Annotated in this window: 23 protein-coding genes and 1 pseudogene; 14 read left to right on the top strand and 10 right to left on the bottom strand. The window is 60.9% G+C overall.

Annotated elements, in window-relative coordinates:
- The first annotated feature begins 147 nt into the window (after nt 1-147).
- The 9 genes from BSF44_RS12565 to BSF44_RS12525 all read left to right on the top strand — a co-directional run bounded on the left by BSF44_RS12565 (nt 148) and on the right by BSF44_RS12525 (nt 10,833).
- A complete protein-coding gene (locus tag BSF44_RS12565) occupies nt 148-1,710 on the top strand; it encodes an amino acid permease (protein ID WP_095943777.1) in 1,563 nt (520 codons plus the stop codon).
- Nucleotides 1,711-1,951: 241 nt separating this feature from the next.
- Nucleotides 1,952-4,540 carry a type VI secretion system Vgr family protein gene (locus BSF44_RS12560; protein WP_371918246.1) on the top strand — a complete coding sequence of 863 codons (2,589 nt, stop codon included), beginning with the start codon at nt 1,952-1,954 and terminating at the stop codon, nt 4,538-4,540.
- Between the two features lie 83 nt (nt 4,541-4,623).
- The gene (locus BSF44_RS12555; protein ID WP_095943776.1) at nt 4,624-6,648 is read left to right on the top strand and encodes a DUF3274 domain-containing protein; all 2,025 of its coding nucleotides are present in this window, start codon (nt 4,624-4,626) and stop codon (nt 6,646-6,648) included.
- A complete protein-coding gene (locus BSF44_RS12550; protein WP_095943775.1) occupies nt 6,645-8,324 on the top strand; it encodes a DUF2875 family protein in 1,680 nt (559 codons plus the stop codon). The genes BSF44_RS12555 and BSF44_RS12550 overlap by 4 nt, the downstream gene beginning before the upstream one ends.
- Nucleotides 8,321-8,590: a PAAR domain-containing protein gene (locus BSF44_RS12545; RefSeq protein WP_095943774.1), complete on the top strand. Its 270-nt coding sequence runs from the start codon at nt 8,321-8,323 to the stop codon at nt 8,588-8,590. The genes BSF44_RS12550 and BSF44_RS12545 overlap by 4 nt, the downstream gene beginning before the upstream one ends.
- Before the next feature lie 127 nt (nt 8,591-8,717).
- Complete coding sequence (locus BSF44_RS12540) at nt 8,718-9,008, top strand: hypothetical protein (protein ID WP_095943773.1); 291 nt, start codon at nt 8,718-8,720, stop codon at nt 9,006-9,008.
- Nucleotides 9,009-9,088: 80 nt separating this feature from the next.
- Nucleotides 9,089-9,661, top strand: a complete 573-nt coding sequence (locus BSF44_RS12535) for a chorismate mutase (RefSeq protein ID WP_095943772.1) — start codon at nt 9,089-9,091, stop codon at nt 9,659-9,661.
- Between the two features lie 6 nt (nt 9,662-9,667).
- Nucleotides 9,668-10,402 carry an SGNH/GDSL hydrolase family protein gene (locus BSF44_RS12530; RefSeq protein WP_095943771.1) on the top strand — a complete coding sequence of 245 codons (735 nt, stop codon included), beginning with the start codon at nt 9,668-9,670 and terminating at the stop codon, nt 10,400-10,402.
- A 2-nt stretch (nt 10,403-10,404) separates the two neighbouring features.
- Entirely contained in the window at nt 10,405-10,833 is a 429-nt protein-coding gene (locus tag BSF44_RS12525; protein WP_095943770.1) for a nuclear transport factor 2 family protein, read from the top strand.
- Nucleotides 10,834-10,985: 152 nt separating this feature from the next.
- Here the strand turns inward: BSF44_RS12525 and BSF44_RS12520 are convergent.
- The 5 genes and pseudogenes from BSF44_RS12520 to BSF44_RS12495 form a co-directional block, all read right to left on the bottom strand.
- Nucleotides 10,986-11,222: pseudogene (locus BSF44_RS12520) on the bottom strand (agmatine deiminase family protein); the annotation flags it as partial.
- Nucleotides 11,223-11,321: 99 nt separating this feature from the next.
- A complete protein-coding gene (locus tag BSF44_RS12510) occupies nt 11,322-11,711 on the bottom strand; it encodes a c-type cytochrome (RefSeq protein WP_095943769.1) in 390 nt (129 codons plus the stop codon).
- A 184-nt stretch (nt 11,712-11,895) separates the two neighbouring features.
- Complete coding sequence (locus tag BSF44_RS12505) at nt 11,896-12,297, bottom strand: DUF1801 domain-containing protein (RefSeq protein ID WP_095943768.1); 402 nt, start codon at nt 12,295-12,297, stop codon at nt 11,896-11,898.
- 215 nt (nt 12,298-12,512) lie between these two features.
- Complete coding sequence (locus BSF44_RS12500; RefSeq protein ID WP_095943767.1) at nt 12,513-12,851, bottom strand: hypothetical protein; 339 nt, start codon at nt 12,849-12,851, stop codon at nt 12,513-12,515.
- Nucleotides 12,852-12,918: 67 nt separating this feature from the next.
- Nucleotides 12,919-13,581 (bottom strand): ATPase, encoded by a 663-nt coding sequence (locus tag BSF44_RS12495; protein WP_095943766.1) that lies wholly within the window; start codon nt 13,579-13,581, stop codon nt 12,919-12,921.
- 230 nt (nt 13,582-13,811) lie between these two features.
- On the opposite strand from BSF44_RS12495, the gene BSF44_RS12490 reads away from it, so the two are divergent.
- Nucleotides 13,812-14,129 carry an NIPSNAP family protein gene (locus tag BSF44_RS12490; protein ID WP_095943765.1) on the top strand — a complete coding sequence of 106 codons (318 nt, stop codon included), beginning with the start codon at nt 13,812-13,814 and terminating at the stop codon, nt 14,127-14,129.
- Between the two features lies 1 nt (nt 14,130).
- Here BSF44_RS12490 and BSF44_RS12485 read toward each other — a convergent pair whose 3' ends face one another.
- The 5 genes from BSF44_RS12485 to speB form a co-directional block, all read right to left on the bottom strand.
- On the bottom strand, nt 14,131-14,589 hold the full coding sequence (locus tag BSF44_RS12485) for a GNAT family N-acetyltransferase (RefSeq protein WP_095943764.1): 459 nt from the start codon (nt 14,587-14,589) through the stop codon (nt 14,131-14,133).
- A gap of 217 nt (nt 14,590-14,806) precedes the next feature.
- Nucleotides 14,807-16,495 (bottom strand): choline dehydrogenase, encoded by a 1,689-nt coding sequence (gene betA, locus BSF44_RS12480; RefSeq protein ID WP_095943763.1) that lies wholly within the window; start codon nt 16,493-16,495, stop codon nt 14,807-14,809.
- A gap of 2 nt (nt 16,496-16,497) precedes the next feature.
- Entirely contained in the window at nt 16,498-18,072 is a 1,575-nt protein-coding gene (locus BSF44_RS12475) for a cytosine permease (RefSeq protein WP_095943762.1), read from the bottom strand.
- Nucleotides 18,073-18,323: 251 nt separating this feature from the next.
- A complete protein-coding gene (locus tag BSF44_RS12470) occupies nt 18,324-19,835 on the bottom strand; it encodes an aldehyde dehydrogenase (RefSeq protein WP_095943761.1) in 1,512 nt (503 codons plus the stop codon).
- A 53-nt stretch (nt 19,836-19,888) separates the two neighbouring features.
- Complete coding sequence (gene speB / locus BSF44_RS12465; protein ID WP_095943760.1) at nt 19,889-20,890, bottom strand: agmatinase; 1,002 nt, start codon at nt 20,888-20,890, stop codon at nt 19,889-19,891.
- A gap of 151 nt (nt 20,891-21,041) precedes the next feature.
- On the opposite strand from speB, the gene BSF44_RS12460 reads away from it, so the two are divergent.
- From BSF44_RS12460 to glyA, 4 genes are all read left to right on the top strand, one after another.
- Entirely contained in the window at nt 21,042-21,956 is a 915-nt protein-coding gene (locus BSF44_RS12460; protein WP_095943759.1) for a LysR family transcriptional regulator, read from the top strand.
- Nucleotides 21,957-22,024: 68 nt separating this feature from the next.
- Nucleotides 22,025-23,533 (top strand): sigma-54-dependent transcriptional regulator, encoded by a 1,509-nt coding sequence (locus tag BSF44_RS12455; protein WP_095943758.1) that lies wholly within the window; start codon nt 22,025-22,027, stop codon nt 23,531-23,533.
- A 405-nt stretch (nt 23,534-23,938) separates the two neighbouring features.
- Entirely contained in the window at nt 23,939-24,322 is a 384-nt protein-coding gene (gene gcvH, locus BSF44_RS12450) for a glycine cleavage system protein GcvH (RefSeq protein ID WP_095943757.1), read from the top strand.
- A 41-nt stretch (nt 24,323-24,363) separates the two neighbouring features.
- On the top strand, nt 24,364-25,620 hold the full coding sequence (gene glyA / locus BSF44_RS12445; RefSeq protein WP_095943756.1) for a serine hydroxymethyltransferase: 1,257 nt from the start codon (nt 24,364-24,366) through the stop codon (nt 25,618-25,620).
- Nucleotides 25,621-25,722: the final 102 nt, after the last annotated feature.

The raw sequence follows: 25,722 nt of genomic DNA, 5'->3' as shown, positions 1-25,722 counted from the left end.
CGATGGACGTTAACGATGACGCGGGGAGCCTGATACCCCGCGTCATCCTCAAGTCTATCGCGAGCAGGCTCGCTCCTACAGAAAACCAAGGTCGAGCCTACGGCGGCTCAGTTCGGCCTGTCCAAAACCTGACAAGGGGCACACATCATGAACCCAGCAAGCCAGCCGGGCACCGAAACGCACGACGATGACGTCAAGGTGCTGCACAGCATGGGCTATGCCCAGCAACTCTCACGACGAATGGGGGTTTTCTCAAACTTCGCCATTTCCTTTTCGATCATCTGCATCCTCTCGGGTGGCATCAACTCACTGGCCCAGGGCACCTCCGGCGCGGGTGGCATCTCCATCGGCATCGGCTGGCCGATCGGTTGCCTGATCTCCGGGGTATTCGCCATGGCCATGGCACAGATTTCCTCGGCCTACCCCACCGCCGGCGGCCTGTACCACTGGGGCTCGATTCTCGGTAACCGCTTCACCGGCTGGCTGACTGCGTGGTTCAACCTGCTGGGGCTGGTCACCGTGCTGGGCGCAATCAATGTCGGCACCTATTACTTCTTTTTCGGGGCCTTCGGACCGGCACTGGGCATGGAGGACACGACCACGGTCCGGGTGATTTTCCTGGCGATCCTCACCGGCCTGCAGGCCTTGTGCAACCACCTGGGCATCGGCCTGACGGCCAAACTCACTGACTTCTCCGGCTACCTGATCTTCGCCACGGCGCTGGCCCTGACCATCGTCTGCCTGATGTCGGCACCCAGCTATGAATTCGCGCGGCTGTGGACCTTCGGCAACTATTCCGGCGAGGCGGGCGGCGGCGTCTGGCCACAGGTCTCCAACGGCTGGGTTTTCATGCTCGGCCTGCTGTTGCCGATCTACACCATCACCGGCTATGACGCCTCCGCGCATACCTCCGAGGAAACCCGCAACGCGGCCATGTCGGTGCCGCGCGGCATGGTCATGTCGGTGGTCTGGTCGTTGCTGTTCGGCTGGCTGATGCTCAGCGCGTTCGTGCTGATGCTGCCGAACATGGACGAGGCGGCCAAGCAAGGCTGGAACGTGTTTTTCTGGGCCATGAACACCCAGGTCAACCCGACACTGAAACTGGTGCTTTTCGTGGCGATCTTCATTTCGCAGGTGCTCTGCGGGCTGGCCACCGTTACCTCGGTTTCACGGATGATCTTCGCGTTCTCCCGGGACGGTGGCCTGCCCTGCTCAAAAGCGCTGTCCTCGGTCTCATCGACCCATCGCAGCCCGGTCGCGGCCATCTGGACCGGTGCCACCCTCGCGGTGTTGTTCGACTGGGGATCGTCGGTGATCTCGGTCGGGACAACGCCGGTCTATACGATCGTGGTGTCCTGCACGGTGATCTTCCTGTTCTTCTCCTTCGCCATTCCCATCGCGCTCGGCCTGTTTACCTTCGGGACGTCGAAGTGGCCGACCATGGGGCCGTGGAACATGGGGCGTTTCTGGTACTCGGTGTTCGCCATTCTCTCGATCCTGTCGATGATCATCATTTTCGTCATCGGCATCCAGCCACCGAACGATTGGGCGCTGTACATCACCATCGGCTTCCTGGTGCTGACGGCCATCGTCTGGTTCGGATTTGAAGCGCGGCGCTTCCAGGGGCCGCCGGTGGGCGACATGATCGTCAAGCGCCAGGCGGAAATTGCCGCGGCGGAGGCGGCGCTGGACAAGCCTGCGGGGAGCTGATTACAGCTGTGCACGTTCGTCTGGTCCGGAAATCGGCCTATTTCGGTTTCAGGACCAGACAATCACTTCTTTCAAGACGGGAACATAGCGGCGAAATTTCCGCACCCAAAACAGGACAGATCCTACATACGAGCTATTGCATAAGCGCCTTAAATGCCCGTTTCAGTGTTTCCCCAGGAGCAAGGACATAACAAATCCTGGGGGGCGAACACGGGTTGCTTATGTCGCAGGAAGCTTGTTAATGGAACTGACAAAAATATTCTCGCCACAAAACCGCCGCCTGATCAGCTTCATCTCCCCGTTCAAAGACCATCAGGAACTTCTGCTTGAGGAGTTTTACGGTTCCGAAGGTCTGTCGACCTTGTTCAGTTTCGAGTTGTCACTGATCAGTCAGGACGCCCGGCTGGAGCTCAAGTCTCTGATGGGGCAACCGGCGTCACTCGAGATTGAACTGGCGTGCGGCGAGGCGCGCTACATTCACGGTTACATCAGTCGCTTCAGCCTGCAGAACAGTGACGGCGGCCTGGCTTACTATTCGGCCACCTTGAGCCCCTGGCTGTGGATGCTGTCGCGCCGCTTCGACTCGCGGATCTTTCAGGAGCAAACCGTCGAAGACATCCTGCGCACGGTGTTCGCCCACTATGGCGTGCTGCCCGGGTTCGAGTTCCGTCTGGAGCAGCCGCTCAAGTCGCACAGCTACATCACGCAATACCGCGAGAGCGATCTGGATTTCGTCTTGCGCCTGCTGGAACGTGAGGGTCTGTTTTTCTACTTCGATCATTCGAAGGAAGAACACCGCCTGATCATCACCGATCACTCCCGCCACCTTGAGCCGCTGGCCCGGCAACCACGGATCCGCTACCACAGCGCCTCGGTCACCGAGACCGCCGACTCGATCACCCAATGGAGCAGCCACCGGGAGTTGCAATCCGGCAAGATGGCCATTCAGACGTTCGACTACCGGCAACCGCGCAATCGGCTGCCGGTGAGCATGCCCAGCCTCAACGCCCAAGGTGAGGTCCCCGCCTACGAAATCTACGACTTTCCCGGTCACTACAGCCACGGGATGCCCGCCGATGGCGAAGCACTGGTGCGTCATCGACTCGAAGCCCTGGAGGTACAGGCCAAGACATTTGAGGGCGCCAGCAACTGTCGCGCCATGCTGCCCGGTTACACCTTCGAACTGACCGAGCACTTCGATCACGACCGTGATCCCGTGGATGATCGCCAGTTCCTCCTGCTCAAGGTGGAGCACCGAGGCCGCAACAACTACCTGACGGATCAACCGGCGAGCTACGACAACACCTTCGTCTGCATCCGCCACAAGATTGCCTATCGCCCACCGATCATGACGCCCCGACCGACGATTTCCGGGCCGCTCACCGCCATTGTGGTGGGCCCGAAAGGCGAGGAGGTGTTTACCGACGAGATGGCCCGCGTGCAAGTGCGCTTTCATTGGCAGCGGGAGCAGGATGCGGCACCAGGCACGACCTGGCTGAGGGTCGCCATGCCCAGTGGCGGCACCGGCTTCGGCCATCAGTTTTTGCCGCGCATCGGTCAGGAAGTGCTGGTCACCTTCCTCGGTGGCGACATCGACCGCCCTCTGGTGACGTCGGTGCTGTACAACGCCGACCATGTTCCGCCGCACTTCAGCAACGCCACGGGGTTGCCGGGCAATCGCACCTTATCCGGGATCCAGACCCGCGAACATCAGGGCAGGGGCTTCAACGAACTGCTCTTCGACGATACCCCCGGCGCGCTGCGCGCCCGACTGGCCACGACCCATCAGGCCACGGCGCTGAATCTGGGCAAACTCGTCACCCCGCGAACCGACGGCCAGGCCCAGGCACGCGGCCAGGGCGCCGAATTGCGCAGCGATGCCGCGATTGCCCTGCGGGCGGCCCAAGGGATGTTGTTGACCACCTACGCTCGTCACGAGGCGCAGGGCTCACAGCTGGACCGCGAAGAACTGCTCACGCTCTTGGCCGAGTGCGGCGAGCTGTTCCAGTCCCTCGGCCAGACCGCCGCTGCCCGTGGCAGTCGGCAGGTCGACACCCAGGGCATCGAGGCGTTGCGCCAGTCGTTGAGTCAATGGCCCGAACCGACCAGCAACAGTCCGGGCGAGCCGGTGGTCGCGCTGGCGGCCGAAGCCGGCATCGCCAGCGCTACGCCGCGCTCGCAGGTGCATTACGCCGGTGAAAACCACGACACCACCGCCCAGGACCACCTGCAGTTGACCAGCGGCGCGGCCATGCGTCTGCAAGCCGGCAAAGGGATCAGCGCCTTCGCCCAGGACGAGGGCATCAGCGCCATCGCCAATCGCGGCAAGGTGCGGGTGCAAGCCCAGGACGACGACATGGTGCTCAACGCGCAAAAGAACCTGCACCTGTCGGCGGCCGAAGGCGAGGTGCTCGTCACCGCCCCCACCATCCGCCTGGTGGCCGATGACGGCAGCTACATCAGGATCGGCGGCGGGGTCGAGATCGGCACCCAGGGCAAGGCCATTGTGCATGCCGGCGAGCATGACTGGGTGGGGCCGAAGACCGACAGTGCCGCCATTCCTGTTTTCGGACGGGACGGCGCTGACCAACGGCATCGACTGCACTATGAAGGTGATCCAACCGCAATTGCTCAAGGCCAAGCTTACAAAGTCGCATTGGAAGACGGCAGCCTGGTGCAAGGCATCACGGGTACTGATGGCCTCACCGAGTTGCTTCAGCGAACAGATATGCAATTCGCCGGTCTCGAGGTATTTCGCAGTGAATCGCCCCAGACCGCGAACCCCGGATCGAGCAGCAAAGGGACGGACGCCAATAGCGACGAAAACTGAGGACTTTGAAGTCTCTCGATAAAAGGATAGTGCTCCTCTATGGCTTGGCGGGAAGAGCAAGATTTCAGAAGGATGTGGAACACATGAACTACATGGACAACACTGTGATCGCGACAAGCAGGAGTCGTTTGCTGCCGAATCGATCCACGGATCGCAACGTCGCTGTGCCGCGAGACCTGCCCGGCGTGGTGATTTTCCTGCACGGCGTGAATGATCCCGGGGCGTCCTATGAGTCGGTGGAAACCGGGTTGTGCCAGGGGGTTAACGAGCGGCTGGATCGGCCGGATTTGAAGGCGGGGCGGTATGGGGCTGATTACAGTGCGGCTGAAGCGTTACCACCTGAGTTGCGGGAGGATGAGCACAAGGCTGCGCTCGATGATCCGGACACTTACCTCTACCAGCGCGATACAAACGCCCCCAAGACCCGCAGCCTGATGATTCCGTTTTATTGGGGCTACCGGGCCGAACCCGGCGAAATCAAACGCGACAAAAATGGCGACCCGGCCCGGCTACGCAATCAATTCCAGGACCGGTTCGACAACCGTCTGGACCGACATTTCGCCAAGGGTGGCGGATTTTTTGCTAACGCCACCAACAATCTGCTGGAGATGTACGAAGAGGGTTTCGCCAAATGGTTGCGCCATTGGGTTCAACCCACCATGCCCAATTCCCTGTACATGGGCAAGGCGCCGAACCGGCGTTACTTCGTGCTCGCGGCGACCCGGCTGGCCATGCTGGTCAGCGAGATTCGCCGCGTGTCCCCCGATGAAACCATCACCATCATGGGGCACAGCCAGGGCACGCTGATCACCTTGCTCGCCCAGGCCATGCTGGTGGATCGCGGTGAACGCTGCGCCGACTGCGCCATCATGGTGGCCTCGCCCTATTCGGTACTGCCTGACGCGACGCCGAAAAATTTGCGAACCCTGCAAACCCTGATCGACATCGTGCAACACACCACCCAATCCCCCCATGCGCAACCACCCCTCAGTGCCCTGCGCTGTGGCCTGCCGGGTTATGGCGGTCGCACGGGGCCGCGCTGGTCACCCGAACAAGGCCAGCGCTTGGGGGCCGACGGGAAAACCCTGGTGTTTCCCGAACGCGACAACCGCGGCAAGGTGTACCTGTATTTCTGCCCGGACGACACCACCGTGGCACTGGATGATGTGCAAGGCATCGGCACCTACGGCGTGCCGGACGAGCTGCCCCAAGGCGAGCCGGCCATGACCGCGTTGCAATCCATGCGTTTCTACCAGCGCCTGTGGACCAAGCGCTTGCGCAACGGCGAACCGGTCCTCGTGGGCAAAGCCCCGCAACCGGACTTCACGCGCGCCGAGGGGGAGCCGCGCTATCCCGGTGGCTGGTCAGTGGCCGCGATAGCCTCGCAAGCCGGGATCAGTGAAGGCCAGACGCGCAACATCAATGCCGAACAACTGCACCCACCCCATGCGCCGCAGATGTTTGGCGGCGAAGCCGTGACCGGGTCTACCCATGAGGCAGGAAAGGATCGACCGGATGCGGTGTCGCAGAACGCTGCATTGGGCAACCCCGGTGCCTCGTTCAAATGGATTTATGTGACCAACATTGACCAGCGACTCGACCTGGACGAAGGGCTTATTCGCTGGAATCACGGCAAAGAGCCGGACGACCAGACCCGGGCCCTGCGCCAGACGCCAGTGTCCGGCAACCCGATGCTCAATCGTAAGGACCACTACCGCATCTACCGCGAGGAAACCCCTAACGAAATCCGTGCGCGCATGCAGGTTGACCAGAAGGAATGGACTGACAACAGCTATCACTCGGCAGTATTGCGCAGCCCGGAGAACCATCGCTGGGTCACGGCGATGGATGTTGCGATTGGGCAGGCCAGGTGCCTGGATGACCCAGTGATGCGGGAAGTGTTGGTGGCGATTGCGGATTGGAGAATCGATAAAGAGCGCTTTAAAGAAGTCAGCAGTTTTCTGGGTTGGTCTCGACTTAGTGCAAAGGCGCGGGCGTTGGTACAGGCCAGCTATCAGTATTACGACAAGGGTAAGTTTCCCTCAACTGAGCTGGTTTCGCTGACACCGCCTGCACTAATTATCAGCTCGAAGGGAAAAGGTGCATGAGGGATCGCCAGCAGGACAAATCAATGCGGCCAAAGCTGAAGGGCTATCTCTGGGCTGCGGGGATACTGATAGCTATTTGGCTTGGTTTTTTACTCGTCATTATCTACACAGCACAGGCTGAAAACAGGGAGCTCAGGGACATGGGAGCCATTATGCGTTGGGGAGTGGCGAGTATTTTTGGCGCGCTAGTGTTGGCCTATAGCGGGCACTGGTTTGGTAAGGTCGTAGCCTATGAAGAGGCAGAACTCGCGACCTACAAATCAAAAGTCATGGCCGAAAGAGCTGAGCACATCGCTACCCAGGAGCGCACCTATGCGTTGGAAATACGGGGAGTAGGGCTCGCTGTGCAAGGCTGGTATCAATCATCGGTGTGGCAAAAAATCGAGAAAAAAGCAGACAACTTTGCTTCGATTTTTTCGAAGGACTCTAAGGATTACAAGGCCTCATTAACATCCAGAGGGAACTCCAGTCGTCTTGGCACCCGGGCCGCGTTCCAATATTCGGCCAGCGACTCAGTGGCCTACTGGCCAATCCCGGTGTTTGCGTTGGGGCCACCAAATCCATATGAAAAAGGCTACGAAGCTGCTGATCTGATCAACTCTGGTCGCAATGCTGCGACTCTGGGTGTTACGCAGTTCCTCTGGCAGGACAGCGAAAACACTACCCACGCACAAGCAATAATCGAACGACTCTTTGTTTTTTTTGACGACAACCCACAGGTCCCGCAGGCACTGATCGTTAGCAAAGATGGCGATGTGTCCCGAAATTTGTACCGAAAGCAAGGTACACCCGGCTTGCAAAGCGTCCAGGCCGTTCCAACTGTTTTCGGAAGCACGACAGGTCTGCTGGTCACCCGTTCTGATCGAGTAGACCGTTACATCCGCCCCTTTGCCACCCAGGACTCAGAGGACAACCAGAACAAAAATACCGACATGGGCAAATTGTGGGCGTACTACTGGAATCGTGATGCTGCATTCATCGATTGGTATGAAAATGCTGAGCGGGCAAGAGGTGTGGAAGAACCAAATGCCCCCAGCACCATGTCCTCCACCTACTGGCAATCCCAACTCCCCACCCTCTGGCAAACCCTGAGCAACCGAGGCCCCGGCCATTTCGAACCCTCTGCATGGCTACCGGTGCGCTGGGCCGAGCATCAAGTCAAAGAGTTCGATAAAGCCCCGGTCCTGGGCTACCTGCACCGCCCGATCAAAGTCTCGATGCACGACGACAACGGCAAACCGCTCAAGCCTGCGTTAGAGGCCAAGGCGCTGCAAGCAGGCTGGCTACAGGCACTGCAAACCCTGCCCGAGGGTGAAAAACCGGCACGGGTGTTTTACGACAGCACCGACAACACTGCTGGCGAAGTCGCCCTGACCCTCGCGCTGCACAGCCTGAACAACGATGGATCCGGCTTGGCGTTGGGCAATGTCGACGAGGGTTACGACATCGGTCGGCGCCTGGGCAACACCGGCGTCAGTAGCGCCCTGGTCAAAATCAACCTCGCCACGATTGCCAGCTATCAAGAGGGTGGTGTCAGCGCGGTGGTGTACACCGGCGAAGACGGCAGCGTCACCGTACAAATGGTCCGCCCGCCGGACGAAGCCCGCAAAACGAAAAACCAGCAAACCCACGGCGCCGACCCGTTCAGGTTTCGCATGCCGGGAAATAAACCATGAGCCATCCCATTTGCCTGGGCGATGCCACCAGCAGTGGCGGCACCGTCGTCTCCTGCCAGCTCGAAGGCACACACACCCTCAATGGAAAAACACCGGCGGTGCTGGGCGACAAGGCTACATGCCCACTTCATCTGGGCAAGTTTGCCTTCGTCGAAGGGCATCCGCGCCGGCGTATGAACGGCATTCCCGTCGTATTGCAGGGCCATCTCCTGGCCTGCGGTTGTCATGCCGTGGCGGGCACAGCTCGGAATGTGCAGGTGGTCTAGACGAAATACCGGGCTATCTCTTTGTTGCGGGGCAGCTCCCCGCGTCAAATCCCGGCTTCATCAATCGGTTTTTTTTGCGGACCGATGATCTATTCTGTGCCTCCCCGATTTCACCCCGGAGACACCTGTGCCCGCCCTCACCGCCCGCGAGGTTTACCAGCCGTTGCGCGATGCCGCCCAAGGCATTTGCACCTTCCAGCGAGTCGACGACGCTGGCGAGTCTGGCGATGTACGGGTCGAGATCGACGGCTGGCAATTGACACTGGAGGTCGACGCCGGCCACTTGCGCCACTGCCTGCACGGCCAAAGCCCCGATGGCCGTGAATATGTGTTCGACAACGGGCAGCGCTTCGGCACCGACCCGGTGAGTCTGCTCAGCACCTGGGAGCTGGCGCAGATTGAACGGCTGCTAACCTGAATCCTTCGCAACCTGTCGTTCCCTGGCCGCACTTGTGATACACAAGCCGGAGTGTTTTTACGTCCAAGGAGGTTCTGCCCATGCACCGTTCCCCATGCTTGCCGCACTGGCTGGCCTGCGCCCTGCTCGGCTTGTTCGCTGGCGGCGCCCAGGCCGGCACGACGCCCCCGGCGCCCGATGCCTTGCAACCCTTGCTGGCAACGATGAATGAGCGGTTGAACATCAGCGAGCTGGTGGCGCTGACCAAGTGGGACAGCGGTAAACCGGTCCAGGACAACGCCCGGGAAGCGCAAGTCATCGCCAACGCCAGGAAGCAGGCAGCCCAGCACCAGCTTGACCCCGACGATGTCGCCGACCTGATCGCCGCCCAGATCGAAGCCAGCAAATTGGTGCAATACGGCCGAATCGCACAATGGCAAGCGGCGCACAAGGCGCCGGACACGCCACGGCCGGACCTCGTTAACGACATCCGGCCCAAGCTCGACACTCTGCAAAACCAGCTGCTCACGCAGTACTCCGCGTTCCTGCCCTACCGCAATGACCCGAACTGCCCGCAATGGCTGGCCACCGAACGCTCCGCGCTGATCAAGGATTACCTGCATGGCCAGGCGATGATTCGTGCGACCGGGGAGTTGTGCGTTGTGGGGCGATAACCTCTAATGAGCCACACTGAAACCCTCGCCAAAATCCTGCTCGGCCCGTTGTTGCTGGCGCAGGGTCTGTACACGCGGCGCGTGACGCCGAAGTTGCCGGAGGCCGAAGGTGAACGCCACGGCGAATCCGGCAGCGGCGAGGTTCTACGCTTGTTGATTGTCGGCGACAGCGCCGCTGCGGGTGTGGGCGCATTGACTCAGGATGAAGCCCTCTGCGGTCGACTGGTCGCGCGCCTGGCCGATGATTACCAGGTTTCGTGGAAACTCTGGGCGCGCTCGGGTCTGGATTCCCAAGGGTTGCTGGAGCTGCTCGAGCAGCACGACCCCGAGCCGTTCGATGTGGCGCTGTTGTCGATCGGCGTCAACGATGTCACCAGCTCACTCACCCTGGATCAGTGGCTCGCTCGGCAACGGCACTTGATGGCGCTGCTGTGTGACAAGTTCGCGGTGAGGCAGATCGTGGTATCGCCGCTTCCGCCGATGCATCTGTTCCCCGCGCTGCCGCAGCCCTTGCGCTGGTTCCTGGGTTTCAGGGCGCGGCGTTTCAATGCACATTTAACGGATCTGGCCGCATGCCTGGATCAATGTACGATGCTGACTACCCCGCTGGCGCCCGAGCCGGGCCTGATGGCCAGCGATGGTTTTCATCCGGGGCCGATGCTCTACCGCCAGTGGGCCGACGATGCCGCCAGGGTCATCGACCAACGCTTTCGCACCACCACAATAAAAAACAGGAGTTGAAGATGTCCGAGCTGAACCTGAACCACAACGTCGCAGCGTCCCTGAAGCAGTGGCACGCGATGATCGGCAGCCGCGACTTGAGCGTCTTGCCCGAACTGCTCGATCCGCAGGCGGTGTTCCGTTCGCCGATGGCGCACACGCCGTATCCGGGGGCGCCGGTGGTGTCGATGATCCTCAACACGGTCATGAACGTGTTCGAGGACTTTGCCTATCACCGCGAGCTGGCGACGGCGGATGGTTTGAACGTGATTCTCGAATTCAGCGCCAGGGTCGGCGGGAAAGAGCTGAAGGGCATCGACATGATCCGCTTCAACGAACAGGGCAGGATTGTCGAGTTTGAAGTGATGGTGCGACCGCTCAGTGGCTTGCAGGCGCTGGGTGAGGAAATGGGGCGGCGCCTCGGGGCTTATCTGAAGGCCAGTAAGGCCTGATTCGATTCACCTGATTCACCAAAAATCCCTGTGGGAGCGAGCCTGCTCGCGATGGCGGTGGGTCAGTGAACAACATATTGACTGACCCACCGCCATCGCGAGCAGGCTCGCTCCTACAGGTCCGGTGTTCCAACTCAGATCATGTGTAACCGTTAAACCATCGGCTGATGACGGGTCACGCAGTGAATCCCTCCACCACCGGCAGAGATCGCGTCGATGTCGAGCTGCACCACTTCGCGGTCCGGGTAGAGTTCGGACAGCAGGTCGAAGGCTTTGGCATCCGCTTTCCTGTCACCGAATTGCGGGGCGATGATTGCGCCGTTGATCACGAAGTAGTTGATGTAGCCGGCGGCGAAGTCCTGATTGTCTTTGCTGAACCGGCTTTGGCGCTGCTGACCCACCGTGACAGCGAAAACATCGCGATGGTGCGAGCTTTCACCGAGTGGCTGGTGGACAACCTGGCGGCCGAGCAGCAGACCACAGCGTGATCATTGCGCCGGGAAGGTTTGCAGGAAGGCCAGCAGGTCTTCGATTTTTTCCGGATCACTGAGGCCCCAGAAAATCATGCGGGTGCCGGGCACGACTTTCTTCGGTGCTTCGAGGTAAGCGATCAGGGTTTCGCGGTTCCAGACCAGGTTGGCGGATTTCATCGCATCGGAATACACGTAGTCCGTGGTCACGGCAGATTGGCGACCGATCACGCCATTGAGTTGCGGGCCGAAAAAGGCGCGAGCCGATTCGCCGATCTGGTGGCAGCCGCTGCAGAGGCGCTTGTACACTTTCTCCCCGGCCTGGACATCGCCGGCCGCAAAGGCAGGCGCGCTGAACAGGCCTGCGGTGAACGCCAGGCTGAGGGTCAGGGTGGCGATTTTCTTCATGTTACGTTTCCAGTTTTACATTGCCGGCTATTGGAACATGACAGCCGAAGATATCCCAAGAGCTCAGGTGAGCACGGTTCACTGCGGGCTTGCTCGCGAAAGCGATCTGTCAGACACCTTCGATGTCGACTGACACTCCCTCATCGCGAGCAAGCTCGCTCCCACAGGGGTTCTGTGTACTGGCTTACTTTTTGGATTGGGTTCGGGATGTATTGAGCTCTATGGCCGCCTGAATCAACGCCGCCAGCGCCACTTCATCGATCAGCTCACCCTCGCGGATATCGATGGCACGCCGGGTATTGCCTTCAAGGCTTGCATTGAACAGCTTCGACGGATCGTCCAGTGAAGCACCCTTGGCGAAGGTCAGTTTCACCACTTGCTTGTAGGTCTCACCGGTGCAAATGATGCCGGCATGGGCCCACACCGGCACACCCCGCCACTTCCACTCTTCAATCACTTCGGGGTCGGCCTGGCGGATGATCTTGCGGACGTGGGCCAGGGTTTCGCCGCGCCAGTCGGCCAGTTCCCGGATTCGCTCGTCGATCAGCGCCGAGGCTTCGTTTGTTTCAACCTTGTCCGTTTTCATCACCGTCTGCACCCTCATCATGATGGTTGTGACCGATGAGGGTAGACGGTGTTCGAAGATTTTTTTGAGCGCTGCTGACTGATGGCACCCCAAGGCTCAACATTGCTTACCTGTCATCGTATCGTCATGAAGCTGACGCCATACTCAGGCCATCCAATGCGTGCTTTATCTTTCTGCTGCCAGTCCCGGCAGCTTTTTTTTGCCTGAAACTGCGCTTACAAACACTCCTGCGCCGCACGTTCGAACGTCGATGGCACGAACGCCGAGGCCAGCAGCTTGCGCTCGTACAGGAACACCTTGCCGCCGCTCGAGGCTTTATAGGTTTCCAGCACATTGTCTGCCGCCACTTTGCTCGGGACGACGATCCGGTAGCTGCGCTGGGTCTGCGACACCGTTGGGTAGAGCGCATCGTGCTGCAACTTCGGCACCACGCAATGGGTGTACTCCTCGGGTGACTTGCTGGTCTGCAAGGTCAGCGTCGGATCGTTCGGCGTGGCACAACCAGCCAGCAGCAGTGAGACGAAGGCCAGGGTCGGGGCAAAAACAGTGCGCATGAATCAGGTCCTGAAAAGAAATCAACGGTGGATCGGCTTGCCCGCCGCTCAATGGGCGTCGGGCTGATTAATTTGTTGCTGCGGTCAATCCGGCGGTTACCAGCGCCTTCAACGACGCATCGAACTGTTTCAGCGCGGTCAGTTGCAGGTCGCGTTGCTGTTCGATTTGCGCGGCGATCTCGGACGCGGCCTTGTCATGCACCCACACCGACGGCAGTTGTTTCTCCACCGCGCCTTCGGCCTTGCCGATGTACTGCAGGTTGGCGTCGTAGAACCGTGCGGCGAAACGCGCCTCGACCCGGTCGTTGCGCTGGGTCAGCAACTGGTTATGAGTATCGAGCATCACCACCACATCGGGATGGGCCTGCACCAGGGCATCGAGGTTGTCGTAGACGGTCACCGATAGAAAGGTGTGGTGCAGCGAACCCATCAGCCATTCGATGGCCAGGTCCGGATCGGAGCTGTCGACGAACGCCTGGCGAATCCGCGCATCCAGTGCGTTCTTCGCACCGTTGACGGCCACCGAGTGGTATTGCTCAAGGTATTGCAGGTTTTCCACGGTGTTCTCGCTGTACAACACCCCAACCGTCTGCCCGTATTGCAGCCCACCCTGGCTAGCGGTGATGGGCGACAGATGGCAGGTGCGTGCGTCTTCGGCAAAGGCCGATGCGGTGGATGCAACACTGCCCAGCAACAGGGCAATCACAGCCAGTCGGGTCAAGATCTTCATCGCGCAGGTTCCTTGAGCAGCGTGTTCAATGCAGGCAATTTTCCGCCTTTGCGCAAAAAACAGAACTTGCGATTCTTGATGGTGACTATTGACTGAACCAATAGTGCAGCGGCGCCAGCGCATGCCTCTGGCGCAAACTTACCGGTCAATGTCGAATAAGCGGCTGTGCCGGGCGCCCACGGTTGATTACAGTGGCGACTGCCCTCAAAACCTGATCAAGGAACGAAACAATGGTGACCTGCTACCTGAAATACGTGCTCGATCCCTACCAGCTCGACGCATTCGAGCACTACGGCAAGTTGTGGATTCCCCTGGTGGAAAAATTCGGCGGCCAGCACCACGGCTACTTTTTGCCCTCGGAGGGCGCCAACAATATCGCCCTGGCGCTGTTCACCTTCCCCAGCCTGGCCACGTATGAGCATTACCGGCAGCAATCGATGAACGATCCTGAGTGCATCGTCGCGTTCAAGTACGCCGAAGACAGGAAATTCATCCTCAGCTACGAGCGTTCATTCATGCGGCCGGTGTTTGGCGAACAGGATCGCTGAGTCAGTCTTTTTTCAGATCCAGGCAGTAGGTGTAGTAACCGGGGTCGCGCACCCAGCCCAGGGATTCATACAGGTGCTGGGCGGTGAGGTTGTCGGTGGCGGTTTCCAGGGTCATGCCTTTGCCGCCGGCCAGCTTCGCAAAATCCCGGGCGGTGTTCATCAGCAGTGTGCCGACGCCTTTGCCCCGGGCGGCGGGCGTGGTGAACAGATCACCGAGCAGCCAGGTACGATGGGCTTCGATCGAGGAAAAGGTCGGGAACAGCTGGACGAAGCCGAGGTTTTCACCAACGGTGTCCTGGGCAAGAAATATCACCGATTCATCCCGGGCGATGCGCTCGGCGATGAAGGCGCGCGATTGCGAAAGGTTTGACGGCTGCTGGTAGAACATCCGGTAGGCGTCAAACAAAGGGGCGATCTGGTCGATGTGCGAGGCGTCGGCGCGCAGGGCCTGAATAGCCATGAGGGTGCTCCATTGCGGTCTCAAGGAATTACAGACTAGCAATGGCCACGGAATAGCGACGCACTATTTTCCCGAAAGCACCGAGATCCCTGTGGGAGCGAGCCTGCTCGCGAAGGCGGTTTCACATTCAACATAGGTATTGACGGGAAGATCGCATTCGCGAGCAGGCTCGCTCCCACATTAGATTCAGATTTCCACATTGGATTGCGGGTTGCGGTCAGACGCGGACGTTACGACCTGGCAGCGAAGTACGCTGGCTGCTTTCCCAGCCCTCGACCAACCCCACCGGCACGTCCGCTGACGGCAGCATCTTCACCCCACGCACCAGATCGGAGGCCCGCTCGGCAAGCATGATGGTCGGCGCATTGAGGTTGCCGTTCGGCTCGGTCGGGAACACCGACGAATCGATCACCCGCAGACCGGCGATGCCACGCACGCGCAATTCGGAGTCGACCACCGCCATGTCGTCCTCGCCCATGCGGCACGAACCACACGGATGGTAGGTGCTTTCCAGGTTGTCGCGCACGAAGGCGTCGAGGTCTTCATCGCTGGTCACCTGGGCGCCCGGGGCGATTTCGCCGTCGCGGAAGCGGTCCATGGCTTTCTGGCCGATGATCTCGCGGGTCAGGCGAATGCAGCGGCGGAAGCCTTCGCGGTCCTCTTCCCGCTCCAGATAGTTGAAGCGGATTTCCGGATGCTCGTACGGGTCGGCCGAGCGCACGCGCACATAACCACGGCTTTTCGGTTTGTTCGGCCCGGTCAGCACCATGAAGCCATGGCCCTTGATCGGCTTGTTGCCGTCGTATCGCATCGCCGCCGGCAGAAAGTGGAACTGAATGTCCGGCCAGCGCAGGCCCTTCTCGGAGCGGATGAAACCACCGGCTTCGAAGTGGTTGGTGGCGCCCAGGCCATCCTTGAACAGCAGCCAGCGCAGACCGATCATCAGTTTGCTCAGCGGGTCCATCTTGCTGTTGAGGGTCACTGGCTCCTTGCAGCCGAACTGGATGTACACCTCGGCGTGATCCTGCAGGTTCTCCCCTACTCCCGGCAGGTCATGACGTACGCCGATCCCGGCCTTGCGCAGGACGTCCGCCGGACCGATGCCCGAGCGTTGCAGCAGGTGCGGCGAGCCGATTGGCCCCGACGAGATCAGTACTTCGCGGTTGCAGTACACCTGGTGGGTCTGGCCACCGTGGTCATACATGACCCCCACCGCACGCTTGCCTTCGAGAATGATCTGGCGGGTCATTGCATGGGTGACCACCGTCAGGTTCGGACGGCCCATGGCCGGGCGCAGGTAGGCGTTGGCCGTGGAACAACGCACGCCGTTTTTCACGGTCATGTGCATGGCACCGAAACCTTCCTGCATGTAGCCGTTGCAGTCTTCGGTCTTGATGTAGCCCGCTTCGGCACCGGCTTCGACCCAGGCACCGTACAGCGGGTTTTTCATGTGGTTGCCGTTGGTGGTGTGCAGCGGCCCGGTCTGCCCGCGATAGCTGTCGCCGCCCGACTCGTAGCTCTCGGCGCGCTTGAAGTACGGCAGGCAGTTGCGATAGCCCCAGCCTTCGGCACCCAGGGATTCCCACTCGTCAAAGTCCAGCGCGTGGCCACGGATGTACACCAGGCCGTTGATCGACGACGAGCCGCCCAGCACCTTGCCCCGTGGGCAGTGGATGCGTCGGCCGTTGAGGTGGGTCTCCGGCTCGGTCTCGTAGCGCCAGTTGTACTTCTTGGTGTTCATCGGGATCGAGAATGCGCTCGGCATCTGGATCACTACGCTCTTGTCACTGCCGCCGAATTCCAGGACCAGCACCGAGGTGGCCGGGTCTTCGCTCAGGCGGTTGGCCAACACACAACCCGCCGAGCCTGCGCCAATGATGATGTAGTCGTATTTTTGCGTAACCATGGTCATCTCCCGACCGTCGATTCAGTGAAAACCGGCAGTGGCTGCTGTTTGTGGGTCAGCGTGTCGCCGGTGGTGTATTGCGGGGAGTTTTTCTCGATCTGCTGGATCACCGCTTCTTCGCGTTTCAGATCGATCGAGCGGCTCAGCCAGTAGTACGCCACGCCCGACACGATCAGCCCGACCAGCCAGGCGATGTCGATGCTGCCCAGCGCCTTGGCGAGCGGGCCGACATAGACCTCGCGTTGTTCAACGCCGTCGAAGATGTAGAAGAACGGGATCATCGAGATAAAACCGATGGCATAGGCGGCGATACCGCGCAGTCCCCAGCTGCCGTAGATGTTGCCGTGGGGCATGAAGAAGTGCGGGATGGCGTAGCGGCCCTTGCGCACGAAGAAGTAGTCGGTGAGGTTGACCGAGGTCCAGGGCACCAGGAAGTACAGCATCACCACCAGGTAGATCCCCAGCACCGACAGGCCTTTGCCGGAACTCTGAATGCTCAGGGCCACGCCCAGTTGCAGCAGGATCACGAAGCCGATGGCCAGGATGCGTGCCTTGCGCGTGGGTTCGATGTGCTTGATCGAGTCGACGCAGGTCAGCGTGGTCAGCTTGGCGCTGTAGATGTTCATCGCGATCACCGGCAGGAACGCCAGGATGGTGACCACTACCACCGCAGTGCCCACCAGCGGCGACACGGTGTTGCCGACTTGCCCCAGGGCCACCAGCACGTCAGTGGAGTGCAGGTGATCGGCCAGCCAGCCACCCACGGATATCATCCATGCACCGGACAACGAAGCCCCGAGGAACACCACGGCGATCAGTTTGCCGCTGGAGGTATTTTTCGGCAGGTAGCGCGAGTAGTCCGACACGTACGGCGCATAGGCGATGTTGTAGCTGGCGGCCGCCGCGAACTGCGCGATGAAACCGGTCCAGTTGAAACCCAGCGGCTCGCGGGCCACTTCGCCTTCCGCGAGTGCCGGCAGCACTGCATCCGGCACCCAGCCCATCACCACCGCCAGGGTCACCAGGCCATACAGCGGCAACGACAGGTACAGCGCCCATTTGAAGCTGCGGTGCATCCAGTCATGGCCGAGAATCGCCAGCACTGCCGCCGGTATGGTCACCGCCACCGCGATCACCGCCGGGTTGAACCCGAACAACGTGTGCAGCCCCTGCATCATCAGCACCAGGTTGACGATGTTGAAGCCGGCGAACACGAACAGCGTCGCCAGCAGCACCAGGATCACCCCGCGATAACCGAACTGCGCACGGGACTGGATCATCTGCGGCAAGCCAAGGTGCGGGCCTTGCGAGCCATGAAACGCCATGAACAGTGTGCCGAACATGATGCCCAGCGTGCCGGCGAGCGTAGTCCAGAGCGCGGTCAGGCCGACGCTTGGGCCGACGAAGCCGATGGTCATGGTGAAGAAGGTGAAATTGCCGAGGAACCAGAACGGGCCCTGGCTCGACAGCTTGTCGGTGCGCTCGTTCTCGGGGATGAAATCAATCGAATGCCCCTCGACGACGGATTTTTCGTCGAGGCTGGACACGCTCGTGGCGGACTTGGCGTTAGTGTTCATGATGGACTCTTATTGTTGGAAGATCATGACGAGATAACCGCGTTCTTTCGGGTGAACGACTCCCCTGTGGCAAGGGCCACAGGTCCAGTGTTACCCGTGCCTACCTGGCGTTGTTGCAGATGCCTTATTGGAACGAATCAAAACGCAAAACCTGTAGGAGCGAGCCTGCTCGCGATAGCGGTGTGTCAGACACATCACTTTCAGCTGAAAAACCGCTATCGCGAGCAGGCTCGCTCCTACAAGGGAAAGCGTCAGCTTGGCAAGGTGATCCACACCGCCTTGGTTTCGAGCAGGTAATCGAGCTGCTCGGCGCCCAGGTCCTTGCCGAATCCGGACTGTTTGTAGCCACCGAACGGCATCGACGGGTCGAGGGTGCCGTGGGCGTTGACGTAGACCGAGCCTGCTTTCAAGCGTGGAATCAGGCTGTGCACCTTGCCCAGGTCGTTGGAATACAGTGCCGCCGCCAGGCCGTAAGGCGAGTCGTTGGCCAGGGCCAGCGCTTCTTCCTCGTCATCGAACGGTGCGGTGACCAGCACCGGGCCGAAGATCTCTTCCTGGACAATGCGCATGTCGTTGCGGCAATGGGCGAAGATGGTCGGCTCGACGAAGAAGCCAGGGCCATCGATCGGTTGGCCGCCGTAGACCAGTTCGGCGCCTTCGGCCTTGCCGGTTTCGATGTACTCGGTCACGCGCTGCTTTTGCAGGGCCGAAACCAGCGGGCCGATGAAGCAGTCAGGATCCAGGCCCGGAGCCATTTTCAGGGTGCGCGTGTAGGCGATCAGCTCACGCAGGAATTCGTCGTAGACACTGCTATGAATATAGGCCCGTGTACCGGCGTCGCATACCTGCCCGGAATTGAAAAACACGCCATTGGCGACCGCTTGGGCGGCGGCCGGGATGTCGGCGTCGGCGCAGACGATGACCGGTGATTTGCCACCGAGTTCGAGGGTCAGGCGCTTCATGTCATCCAGCGCGGCGCGGCCGACAGTCTGGCCGACCGGGGTCGAGCCGGTGAAGGTCAGTTTGTCGATGCCGGGGTGGGTGGCCATGGCCGCACCGACCACGCTGCCGCGTCCGGTGACGATGTTGATCACACCATCCGGAATGCCCGCTTCCTGCACCAGTTCAGCGAAACGCAGGGCCGACAGCGAGGTCAATTCGGCGGGCTTGACCACCACGGTGCAACCGGTCGCCAGCGCCGCGCCGAGCTTCCAGGCCATGGTTTGCAGCGGGAAGTTCCACGGCACGATGGCGCCGACAACGCCTACCGCTTCCTTGCGGGTATAGGCCAGGTAGTTGCCCGGCAGCGAAGGTTCGACGGTACGGCCGTGCAGCTTGGTGGCCCAGCCGGCGAAGTAACGCAGGGTATCGACGGTGCCCTGGATGTCCACGTCCTTGGCGAAGGCCACGGACTTGCCCATGTCGATGGATTCGATTTCCGCCAGCTCCGCGGCGTTCTGCTCGATCAGGTCGGCCAGGCGCTGCATCATGCGCTCGCGTTCCGCCGGTTTGGCCTGGCGCCAGGCGCCGCCGTCGAACTGGGCGCGGGCGGCTTGCACGGCGCGGTCCAGGTCATCGGTGGTGCCCATGGGAATGCGGGTGATCAGGCCTTCGGTCGAAGGTTCGATCACATCGGAGGTCTGGCCATCGCTGGCTTCGACCCAGGCGCCGCCGATGAACATTTTCTGGACCTTGCCGAGGAAGGTCTGGGTGGCTTCGCTGACGCCGAATTTTTGCAGGTAACTTTTGACGATCGTGTCCATTTTTATTCTCTCTGCCCGGCAGTCAGAGCCTGCCGGGTCACTGGTTTCGATGATCAGGCTGATGCGGCTTCGCTCTCGGCGGCTGCCCGCACCTTGCCGCGTTCGTGGAAGATGAAACCGATGCTGTTGAGCAACAGTTGCGCGGCCAGGATCGAGGTCATGCCGGTCGGGTCGTAGACCGGTGCCACTTCCACCAGGTCCATGCCGACGATGTTGCCTTTGCTGCGCTTGGCCAGGGCCTGGATGATTTCCAGCACTTCGTAGTAGAGGAAGCCGCCGTGGCTCGGGGTGCCGGTGCCGGGGGCGATGGACGGGTCGAAACCGTCGATGTCGATGGTGATGTAGTAGTTGATGTTCTGCGGGATCAGCGCCAGCACCCCCTCGACGCCAAGGCGACGCACGTCGCGTACCGAGAGGATTTTCGAACCGGCTTCATGGGCCGCTTCGTAGTCGTCGCGGTTGGATGACGACACGTTGCGGATGCCCATTTGGGTCATACCGACAATGTGGTTCATTTCGGATGCGCGGCGCAGCGGGTTGCCGTGGCCGTAGCGAACACCGTGGCGTTCGTCGACGAAATCCAGGTGCGCATCGAAGTGAATGATGTGGATCGGGCCGCGGCCTTCGAAGGCCTTGATCACTGGCGCGTGAACCGAGTGGTCGCCGCCGAGCACCACCGGCATCACGCCAGCGTCGAGAATCTTGCGCACGGCGTATTCGGTGTTCTTATTGCTGGTGACCATGTCGGTGTGGACGATGTCGGCATCACCGACGTCGACCATGCGCACGTCCGATGCGGTGAGGTACATCACGTCATCTTCGTGGTCGTAGGCGCCGGCGTGGCCGAAGGAAAACAGCGTCGATGCTTCGCGAATCCCGCGTGGTCCGAAGCGTGCGCCGGAGCGCCACTGGGTGCCCATGTCGTTGGGCACGCCGAGCACCGCGACGTCGGCATCCAGTGCATCCCAATCGGTGCACACCGGGGATTTGCCAAAGGTGCAATGACCCACGAATGGCAGGTTCAGGCGACCGGATTCATAACCGTTGTTCGACATTTCTAGCCTCTCCACTTCTTGTTATCGGCTTGACGGACTGCAAGGCGACCGCCGTTGGAAAGACTATGGGCGCAGGTTTTCGTGGAAAAAATGCTAAACATCAGATACTCATATCGGTATTCCCGATGCATCCCCATGCCGGAGGTCCAAGATGATCCAGCTGCACGATGTCGACCTGAAACTGCTCAGGGTGTTTGCCACGATTGTCCGCTGCGGCGGCTTCTCGGCCGCGCAGGCGGCGTTGAATGCCGGGCAGTCGACCATCAGCGAACAGATGACCCATCTGGAAACCCGTCTCGGGGTCAAGCTCTGCCAGCGCGGGCGCAGCGGCTTCCGCCTGACCGAACAAGGGGTGGCGATTCATGAAGCCACCCAACGCCTGTTGTCGGCGGTGGAAAACTTCTGCATGGACGCCGACGTGCTCAAACAGCACATCAGCGGCAAGCTCAACCTGGGGATCATCGACACCACGATTACCGACCCGGATTCGCCGATCCCGCGCACCACCCAGCGCTTCGTTTCCCGGGGGCATGACGTGCACCTGAACGTTTACGTCGGCACCCCGGCGGAACTCGAAGAGCGGGTGCTCGACGGTCGCCTGCACCTGGCCATCGGGCACTTCCCGATCCATGTGCCGGGATTGTTGCAGTCGCCGCTGTATCAGGAAGCACTGGGGCTGTATTGCGGGCGGCGTCATCCCTTGTACGGCAGCCACGCCGAAGGTGAGGAACTGCTCGAAGAAGTCGCTGCGGGGCGGATCGTCGTGCGCGGCTACATGCAGCAATACGACCTCGAACACCTGGGCGTGAGCAAGGCCGCCGCTACCGTGGACAACATCGAAGCCACGGCGATCCTGATCATTTCCGGTGCCTACCTGGGCTTTCTGCCCGAGCACTTCGCCGCCCAGTGGGTCAAGAGCGGCGAGATGCACCAACTGGCCCCCGCGAGCCTGCGCCTGAAATCGCCGTTCGACGTGATCACCCGACGCGGCACGGCACCGCCACCGATCCTCCAGGCGTTCCTCGAGGACCTGGCCGCCAGCACGCGTAAAACCGGCGCCGTATGACGTGACGCTCGCCAAATTCAAATTTTGCCGGGCATACTGATTCGGTTCGCCCACCTTGCAGGCCCGTCATGCGCATCCACGTCACCTTCATCGACCGCGTCGGCATCACCCAGGAAGTGCTGGCCCTGCTCGGTGGCCGCAGTTTCAATCTGGACGCCGTGGAGATGGTGCCGCCCAACGTCTACATCGATGCGCCGACCCTCGGCACCGAGGTGCTGGAAGAGTTGCGCGAGGCACTTTTTGGCGTGCGCGGCGTGCAAGCGGTGACCATGGTCGACATCCTTCCGGGGCAACGCCGGCGCCTGCAACTGGACGCACTGCTGGCCGCCAGTTCCGACCCGGTGCTGGCGGTGGATGATCGCGGCCATGTGCTGCTGGCTAACCCGGCGCTGATCGCCCTGTGCGGGCGCGAACCGGCCGGTGAATCGCTGACCGCGCTGTTCGACGATGCCGATTTGCAACGCACCCTGATCGCTCAGCATTTCCGCCTGCCGATGCACGAGGTCAGCCTCGGTGGCCAGACCTTGCTGCTCGATGCGATGCCGATCACCGACGCCGGCGCCCTGCTCACCCTGTACCAACCGAATCGCATCGGCGAACGCCTGTCGGCGCTGCACCATGATCATGCCGAAGGCTTCGATGCGCTGCTCGGTGAATCGCCGCCGATCCGTGCGCTCAAGGCCCGTGCGCAACGGGTGGCGGCCCTCGATGCGCCGTTGCTGATCCAGGGTGAAACCGGCACCGGCAAGGAGCTGGTGGCCCGCGCCTGTCATGCCATCAGCCCACGGCACGATGCGCCGTTCCTGGCCCTGAACTGCGCGGCACTGCCGGAGAGCCTCGCCGAAAGCGAGTTGTTCGGCTACGCCCCCGGCGCCTTCACCGGCGCGCAACGGGGCGGCAAGCTCGGCCTGCTGGAACTGGCCGATCAGGGCACGGTGTTCCTCGATGAAGTGGGGGAAATGTCGCCGTACCTGCAAGCCAAGTTGCTGCGTTTTTTGAGCGATGGGTGCTTCCGCCGGGTCGGTGGCGACAAGGAAGTCCGGGTCAATGTGCGGGTGCTCAGCGCCACCCACCGCGACCTGGAAAAAATGGTCGCCGAAGGGCGTTTTCGCGAAGACCTGTTCTACCGCCTCAACGTGCTCAACCTGCAAGTGCCGCCGCTGCGCGAACGCGGTCACGACATCCTGCTGATGGCCAATCACTTCATGCAACAGGCCTGCGCGCAGATCCAGCGACCGCCGTGTCGTTTGGCACCGAGCACCTTCAGCGCCCTGCTCGGCAACCGCTGGCCGGGCAACGTGCGGCAACTGCAAAACGTGATCTTTCGCGCGGCGGCGATTTGCGAAAACCCGCTGGTGGACATCGACGACCTCGACATCGCCCGCACGGCGGTGGAGCGGCAGAACGACGGCGAAGTCGGCAGCCTGGAAGAGGCGGTTGGCGACTTTGAGAAGAACCTGCTGGAACAGCTGTATCGCAGCTATCCGTCCAGCCGGTTGCTGGCGGCGCGGTTGCAGACTTCCCATAGCGCCATTGCGATTCGCTTGCGCAAGTACGGGATTCCCGCCAAGCCCTGAACTCCCTGCCGCCACCCAATCCCACTGACAACACGGCCCCCGCTGTAGGAGTGAGCCTGCTCGCGATAGCGGCCTCACAGTCAACATAGATTTCGACTGACACGCCCTCATCGCGAGCAGGCTCACTCCTACAGGGGATCAGTGTTGTAGTTGAACTCTTCGTCTGCAAATCGATACAGCGTAGCGAAATCAAGACAAAACCTTTCCCACCTGCATTTACGGCGTCTGCGCCCACAGACTTGCTTGTCCGTACTGATTTCAATACGGATGAAATCTCTCGCACTTCACAAAATCACGACAAGCCATTGATTTAAAACAACTAATCAACATTGGCACCGACCTTGCTATCACTCCTGCAACCCGCTCGTCGCCCCGCCTCGAGCCTTAAAACAATAAGGAGTTGATATGAGCCAGTTGCGTTTTACCGTCGATCACGAATGGTTGCGCCTTGAGAGCAATGGCCTGGTCACCGTCGGCATCACGGCGTTTGCCCAGCAGGCGCTGGGGGATGTGGTGTTCGTTCAAGTGCCTGAACTGGGCGCCTTCGATGCAGGCACGGAAGTATCGGTGCTGGAGTCGGTGAAGGCCGCCAGCAGTATCGGCATGCCGCTGGACGGTGAAGTGGTCGAGATCAACGCGACGCTCGAGAGCACCCCGGAACTGGTCAACGAAGACCCCTTGGGCGAAGGCTGGTTCTTTCGCTTCAAACCGGTCGATGTCCAGGCGTTGAGCGATCTACTGGATCAAGACGCCTATGAACGCCTGACCGCAGAACACGCCGACGCTTGAAGCCCCCTGGGCATTTCCCGAATCCGAAAAAGGACCACACCATGTTCAGCAAGCACGACCAGATCAACGGCTATGACGACGAACTGCTGGCGGCGATGAACGCCGAAGATGCGCGGCAGGAACACCATATCGAACTGATCGCCTCGGAAAACTACACCAGCCAGCGGGTGATGGAGGCACAAGGCAGCGGCCTGACCAACAAGTACGCCGAAGGGTATCCGGGCAAGCGTTACTACGGCGGTTGCGAGCACGTCGACGTGGTCGAGCAACTGGCCATCGATCGCGCCAAACAGCTGTTTGGCGCCGATTACGCCAACGTCCAGCCGCACTCCGGCAGCCAGGCCAACGCCGCGGTTTATCTGGCCCTGCTGCAAGCCGGCGACACCGTGTTGGGCATGAGTCTGGCCCACGGCGGTCACCTGACCCACGGCGCCAAGGTGAGCTTTTCCGGCAAGCTCTACAACGCCGTGCAGTACGGCATCGACACCACCACGGGCCTGATCGACTACGACGAAGTCGAGCGCCTGGCGGTCGAGCACAAGCCGAAGATGATCATCGCCGGGTTCTCGGCCTATTCGAAGACCCTGGACTTCCCGCGTTTCCGCCAGATCGCGGACAAGGTCGGCGCGTACTTCTTCGTCGACATGGCCCACGTTGCCGGGCTGGTGGCCACGGGTCTGTACCCCAATCCCCTGCCCTACGCCGACGTGGTCACCACCACGACCCACAAGACCCTGCGCGGCCCTCGCGGTGGTCTGATTCTGGCCAAGTCCAATGCGGAGCTTGAGAAGAAGCTCAATGCCGCGGTATTCCCCGGTGGTCAGGGCGGCCCGCTGATGCACGTGATCGCCGCCAAGGCCGTGTGCTTCAAGGAAGCGTTGGAGCCAGGCTTCAAGACCTATCAGACGCAAGTGATCCGCAACGCCCAGGTCATGGCGCAGGTGTTTATCGAGCGCGGTTATGACGTGGTGTCCGGCGGCACGGATAACCACTTGTTTCTGGTCAGCCTGATCCGCCAGGGCCTCACCGGCAAAGACGCCGACGCCGCCCTCGGCCGTGCCGGCATCACCGTGAACAAGAACGCCGTGCCCAACGATCCGCAATCGCCCTTCGTGACTTCCGGTTTGCGCATTGGTACGCCGGCGATTACCAGTCGCGGCTTCAAGGAAGCGCAAAGCATCGCGTTGGCGGGCTGGATCTGCGACATCCTCGATCACCTGGGCGATGCCGATATCGAGGCCAATGTCGCACGGCAGGCTGCTGCCTTGTGTGCCGACTTCCCGGTCTACCGCGACTGAGCAATCCACACAAATCCCCTGTAGGAGCGAGCCTGCTCGCGATAGCGTCGTATCAGTCAACATGAATAGAGCCTGATCCACCGCTATCGCGAGCAGGCTCAC

Origin of the sequence: Pseudomonas sp. ACN8 (assembly GCF_002303925.1) — a bacterium.
In the GTDB taxonomy this organism is placed as follows: Bacteria; Pseudomonadota; Gammaproteobacteria; order Pseudomonadales; family Pseudomonadaceae; genus Aquipseudomonas.
This window is presented reverse-complemented; position numbering and strand designations above follow the sequence as displayed.

Coding starts and splice junctions, on each gene's coding strand:
- BSF44_RS12565 (WP_095943777.1), top strand. CDS start 148: ATGAACCCAGCAAGCCAGCCGGGCACCGAAACGCACGACGATGACGTC.
- BSF44_RS12560 (WP_371918246.1), top strand. CDS start 1,952: ATGGAACTGACAAAAATATTCTCGCCACAAAACCGCCGCCTGATCAGC.
- BSF44_RS12555 (WP_095943776.1), top strand. CDS start 4,624: ATGAACTACATGGACAACACTGTGATCGCGACAAGCAGGAGTCGTTTG.
- BSF44_RS12550 (WP_095943775.1), top strand. CDS start 6,645: ATGAGGGATCGCCAGCAGGACAAATCAATGCGGCCAAAGCTGAAGGGC.
- BSF44_RS12545 (WP_095943774.1), top strand. CDS start 8,321: ATGAGCCATCCCATTTGCCTGGGCGATGCCACCAGCAGTGGCGGCACC.
- BSF44_RS12535 (WP_095943772.1), top strand. CDS start 9,089: ATGCACCGTTCCCCATGCTTGCCGCACTGGCTGGCCTGCGCCCTGCTC.
- BSF44_RS12530 (WP_095943771.1), top strand. CDS start 9,668: ATGAGCCACACTGAAACCCTCGCCAAAATCCTGCTCGGCCCGTTGTTG.
- BSF44_RS12525 (WP_095943770.1), top strand. CDS start 10,405: ATGTCCGAGCTGAACCTGAACCACAACGTCGCAGCGTCCCTGAAGCAG.
- BSF44_RS12510 (WP_095943769.1), bottom strand. CDS start 11,711: ATGAAGAAAATCGCCACCCTGACCCTCAGCCTGGCGTTCACCGCAGGC.
- BSF44_RS12505 (WP_095943768.1), bottom strand. CDS start 12,297: ATGAAAACGGACAAGGTTGAAACAAACGAAGCCTCGGCGCTGATCGAC.
- BSF44_RS12500 (WP_095943767.1), bottom strand. CDS start 12,851: ATGCGCACTGTTTTTGCCCCGACCCTGGCCTTCGTCTCACTGCTGCTG.
- BSF44_RS12495 (WP_095943766.1), bottom strand. CDS start 13,581: ATGAAGATCTTGACCCGACTGGCTGTGATTGCCCTGTTGCTGGGCAGT.
- BSF44_RS12490 (WP_095943765.1), top strand. CDS start 13,812: ATGGTGACCTGCTACCTGAAATACGTGCTCGATCCCTACCAGCTCGAC.
- BSF44_RS12485 (WP_095943764.1), bottom strand. CDS start 14,589: ATGGCTATTCAGGCCCTGCGCGCCGACGCCTCGCACATCGACCAGATC.
- betA (WP_095943763.1), bottom strand. CDS start 16,495: ATGGTTACGCAAAAATACGACTACATCATCATTGGCGCAGGCTCGGCG.
- BSF44_RS12475 (WP_095943762.1), bottom strand. CDS start 18,072: ATGAACACTAACGCCAAGTCCGCCACGAGCGTGTCCAGCCTCGACGAA.
- BSF44_RS12470 (WP_095943761.1), bottom strand. CDS start 19,835: ATGGACACGATCGTCAAAAGTTACCTGCAAAAATTCGGCGTCAGCGAA.
- speB (WP_095943760.1), bottom strand. CDS start 20,890: ATGTCGAACAACGGTTATGAATCCGGTCGCCTGAACCTGCCATTCGTG.
- BSF44_RS12460 (WP_095943759.1), top strand. CDS start 21,042: ATGATCCAGCTGCACGATGTCGACCTGAAACTGCTCAGGGTGTTTGCC.
- BSF44_RS12455 (WP_095943758.1), top strand. CDS start 22,025: ATGCGCATCCACGTCACCTTCATCGACCGCGTCGGCATCACCCAGGAA.
- gcvH (WP_095943757.1), top strand. CDS start 23,939: ATGAGCCAGTTGCGTTTTACCGTCGATCACGAATGGTTGCGCCTTGAG.
- glyA (WP_095943756.1), top strand. CDS start 24,364: ATGTTCAGCAAGCACGACCAGATCAACGGCTATGACGACGAACTGCTG.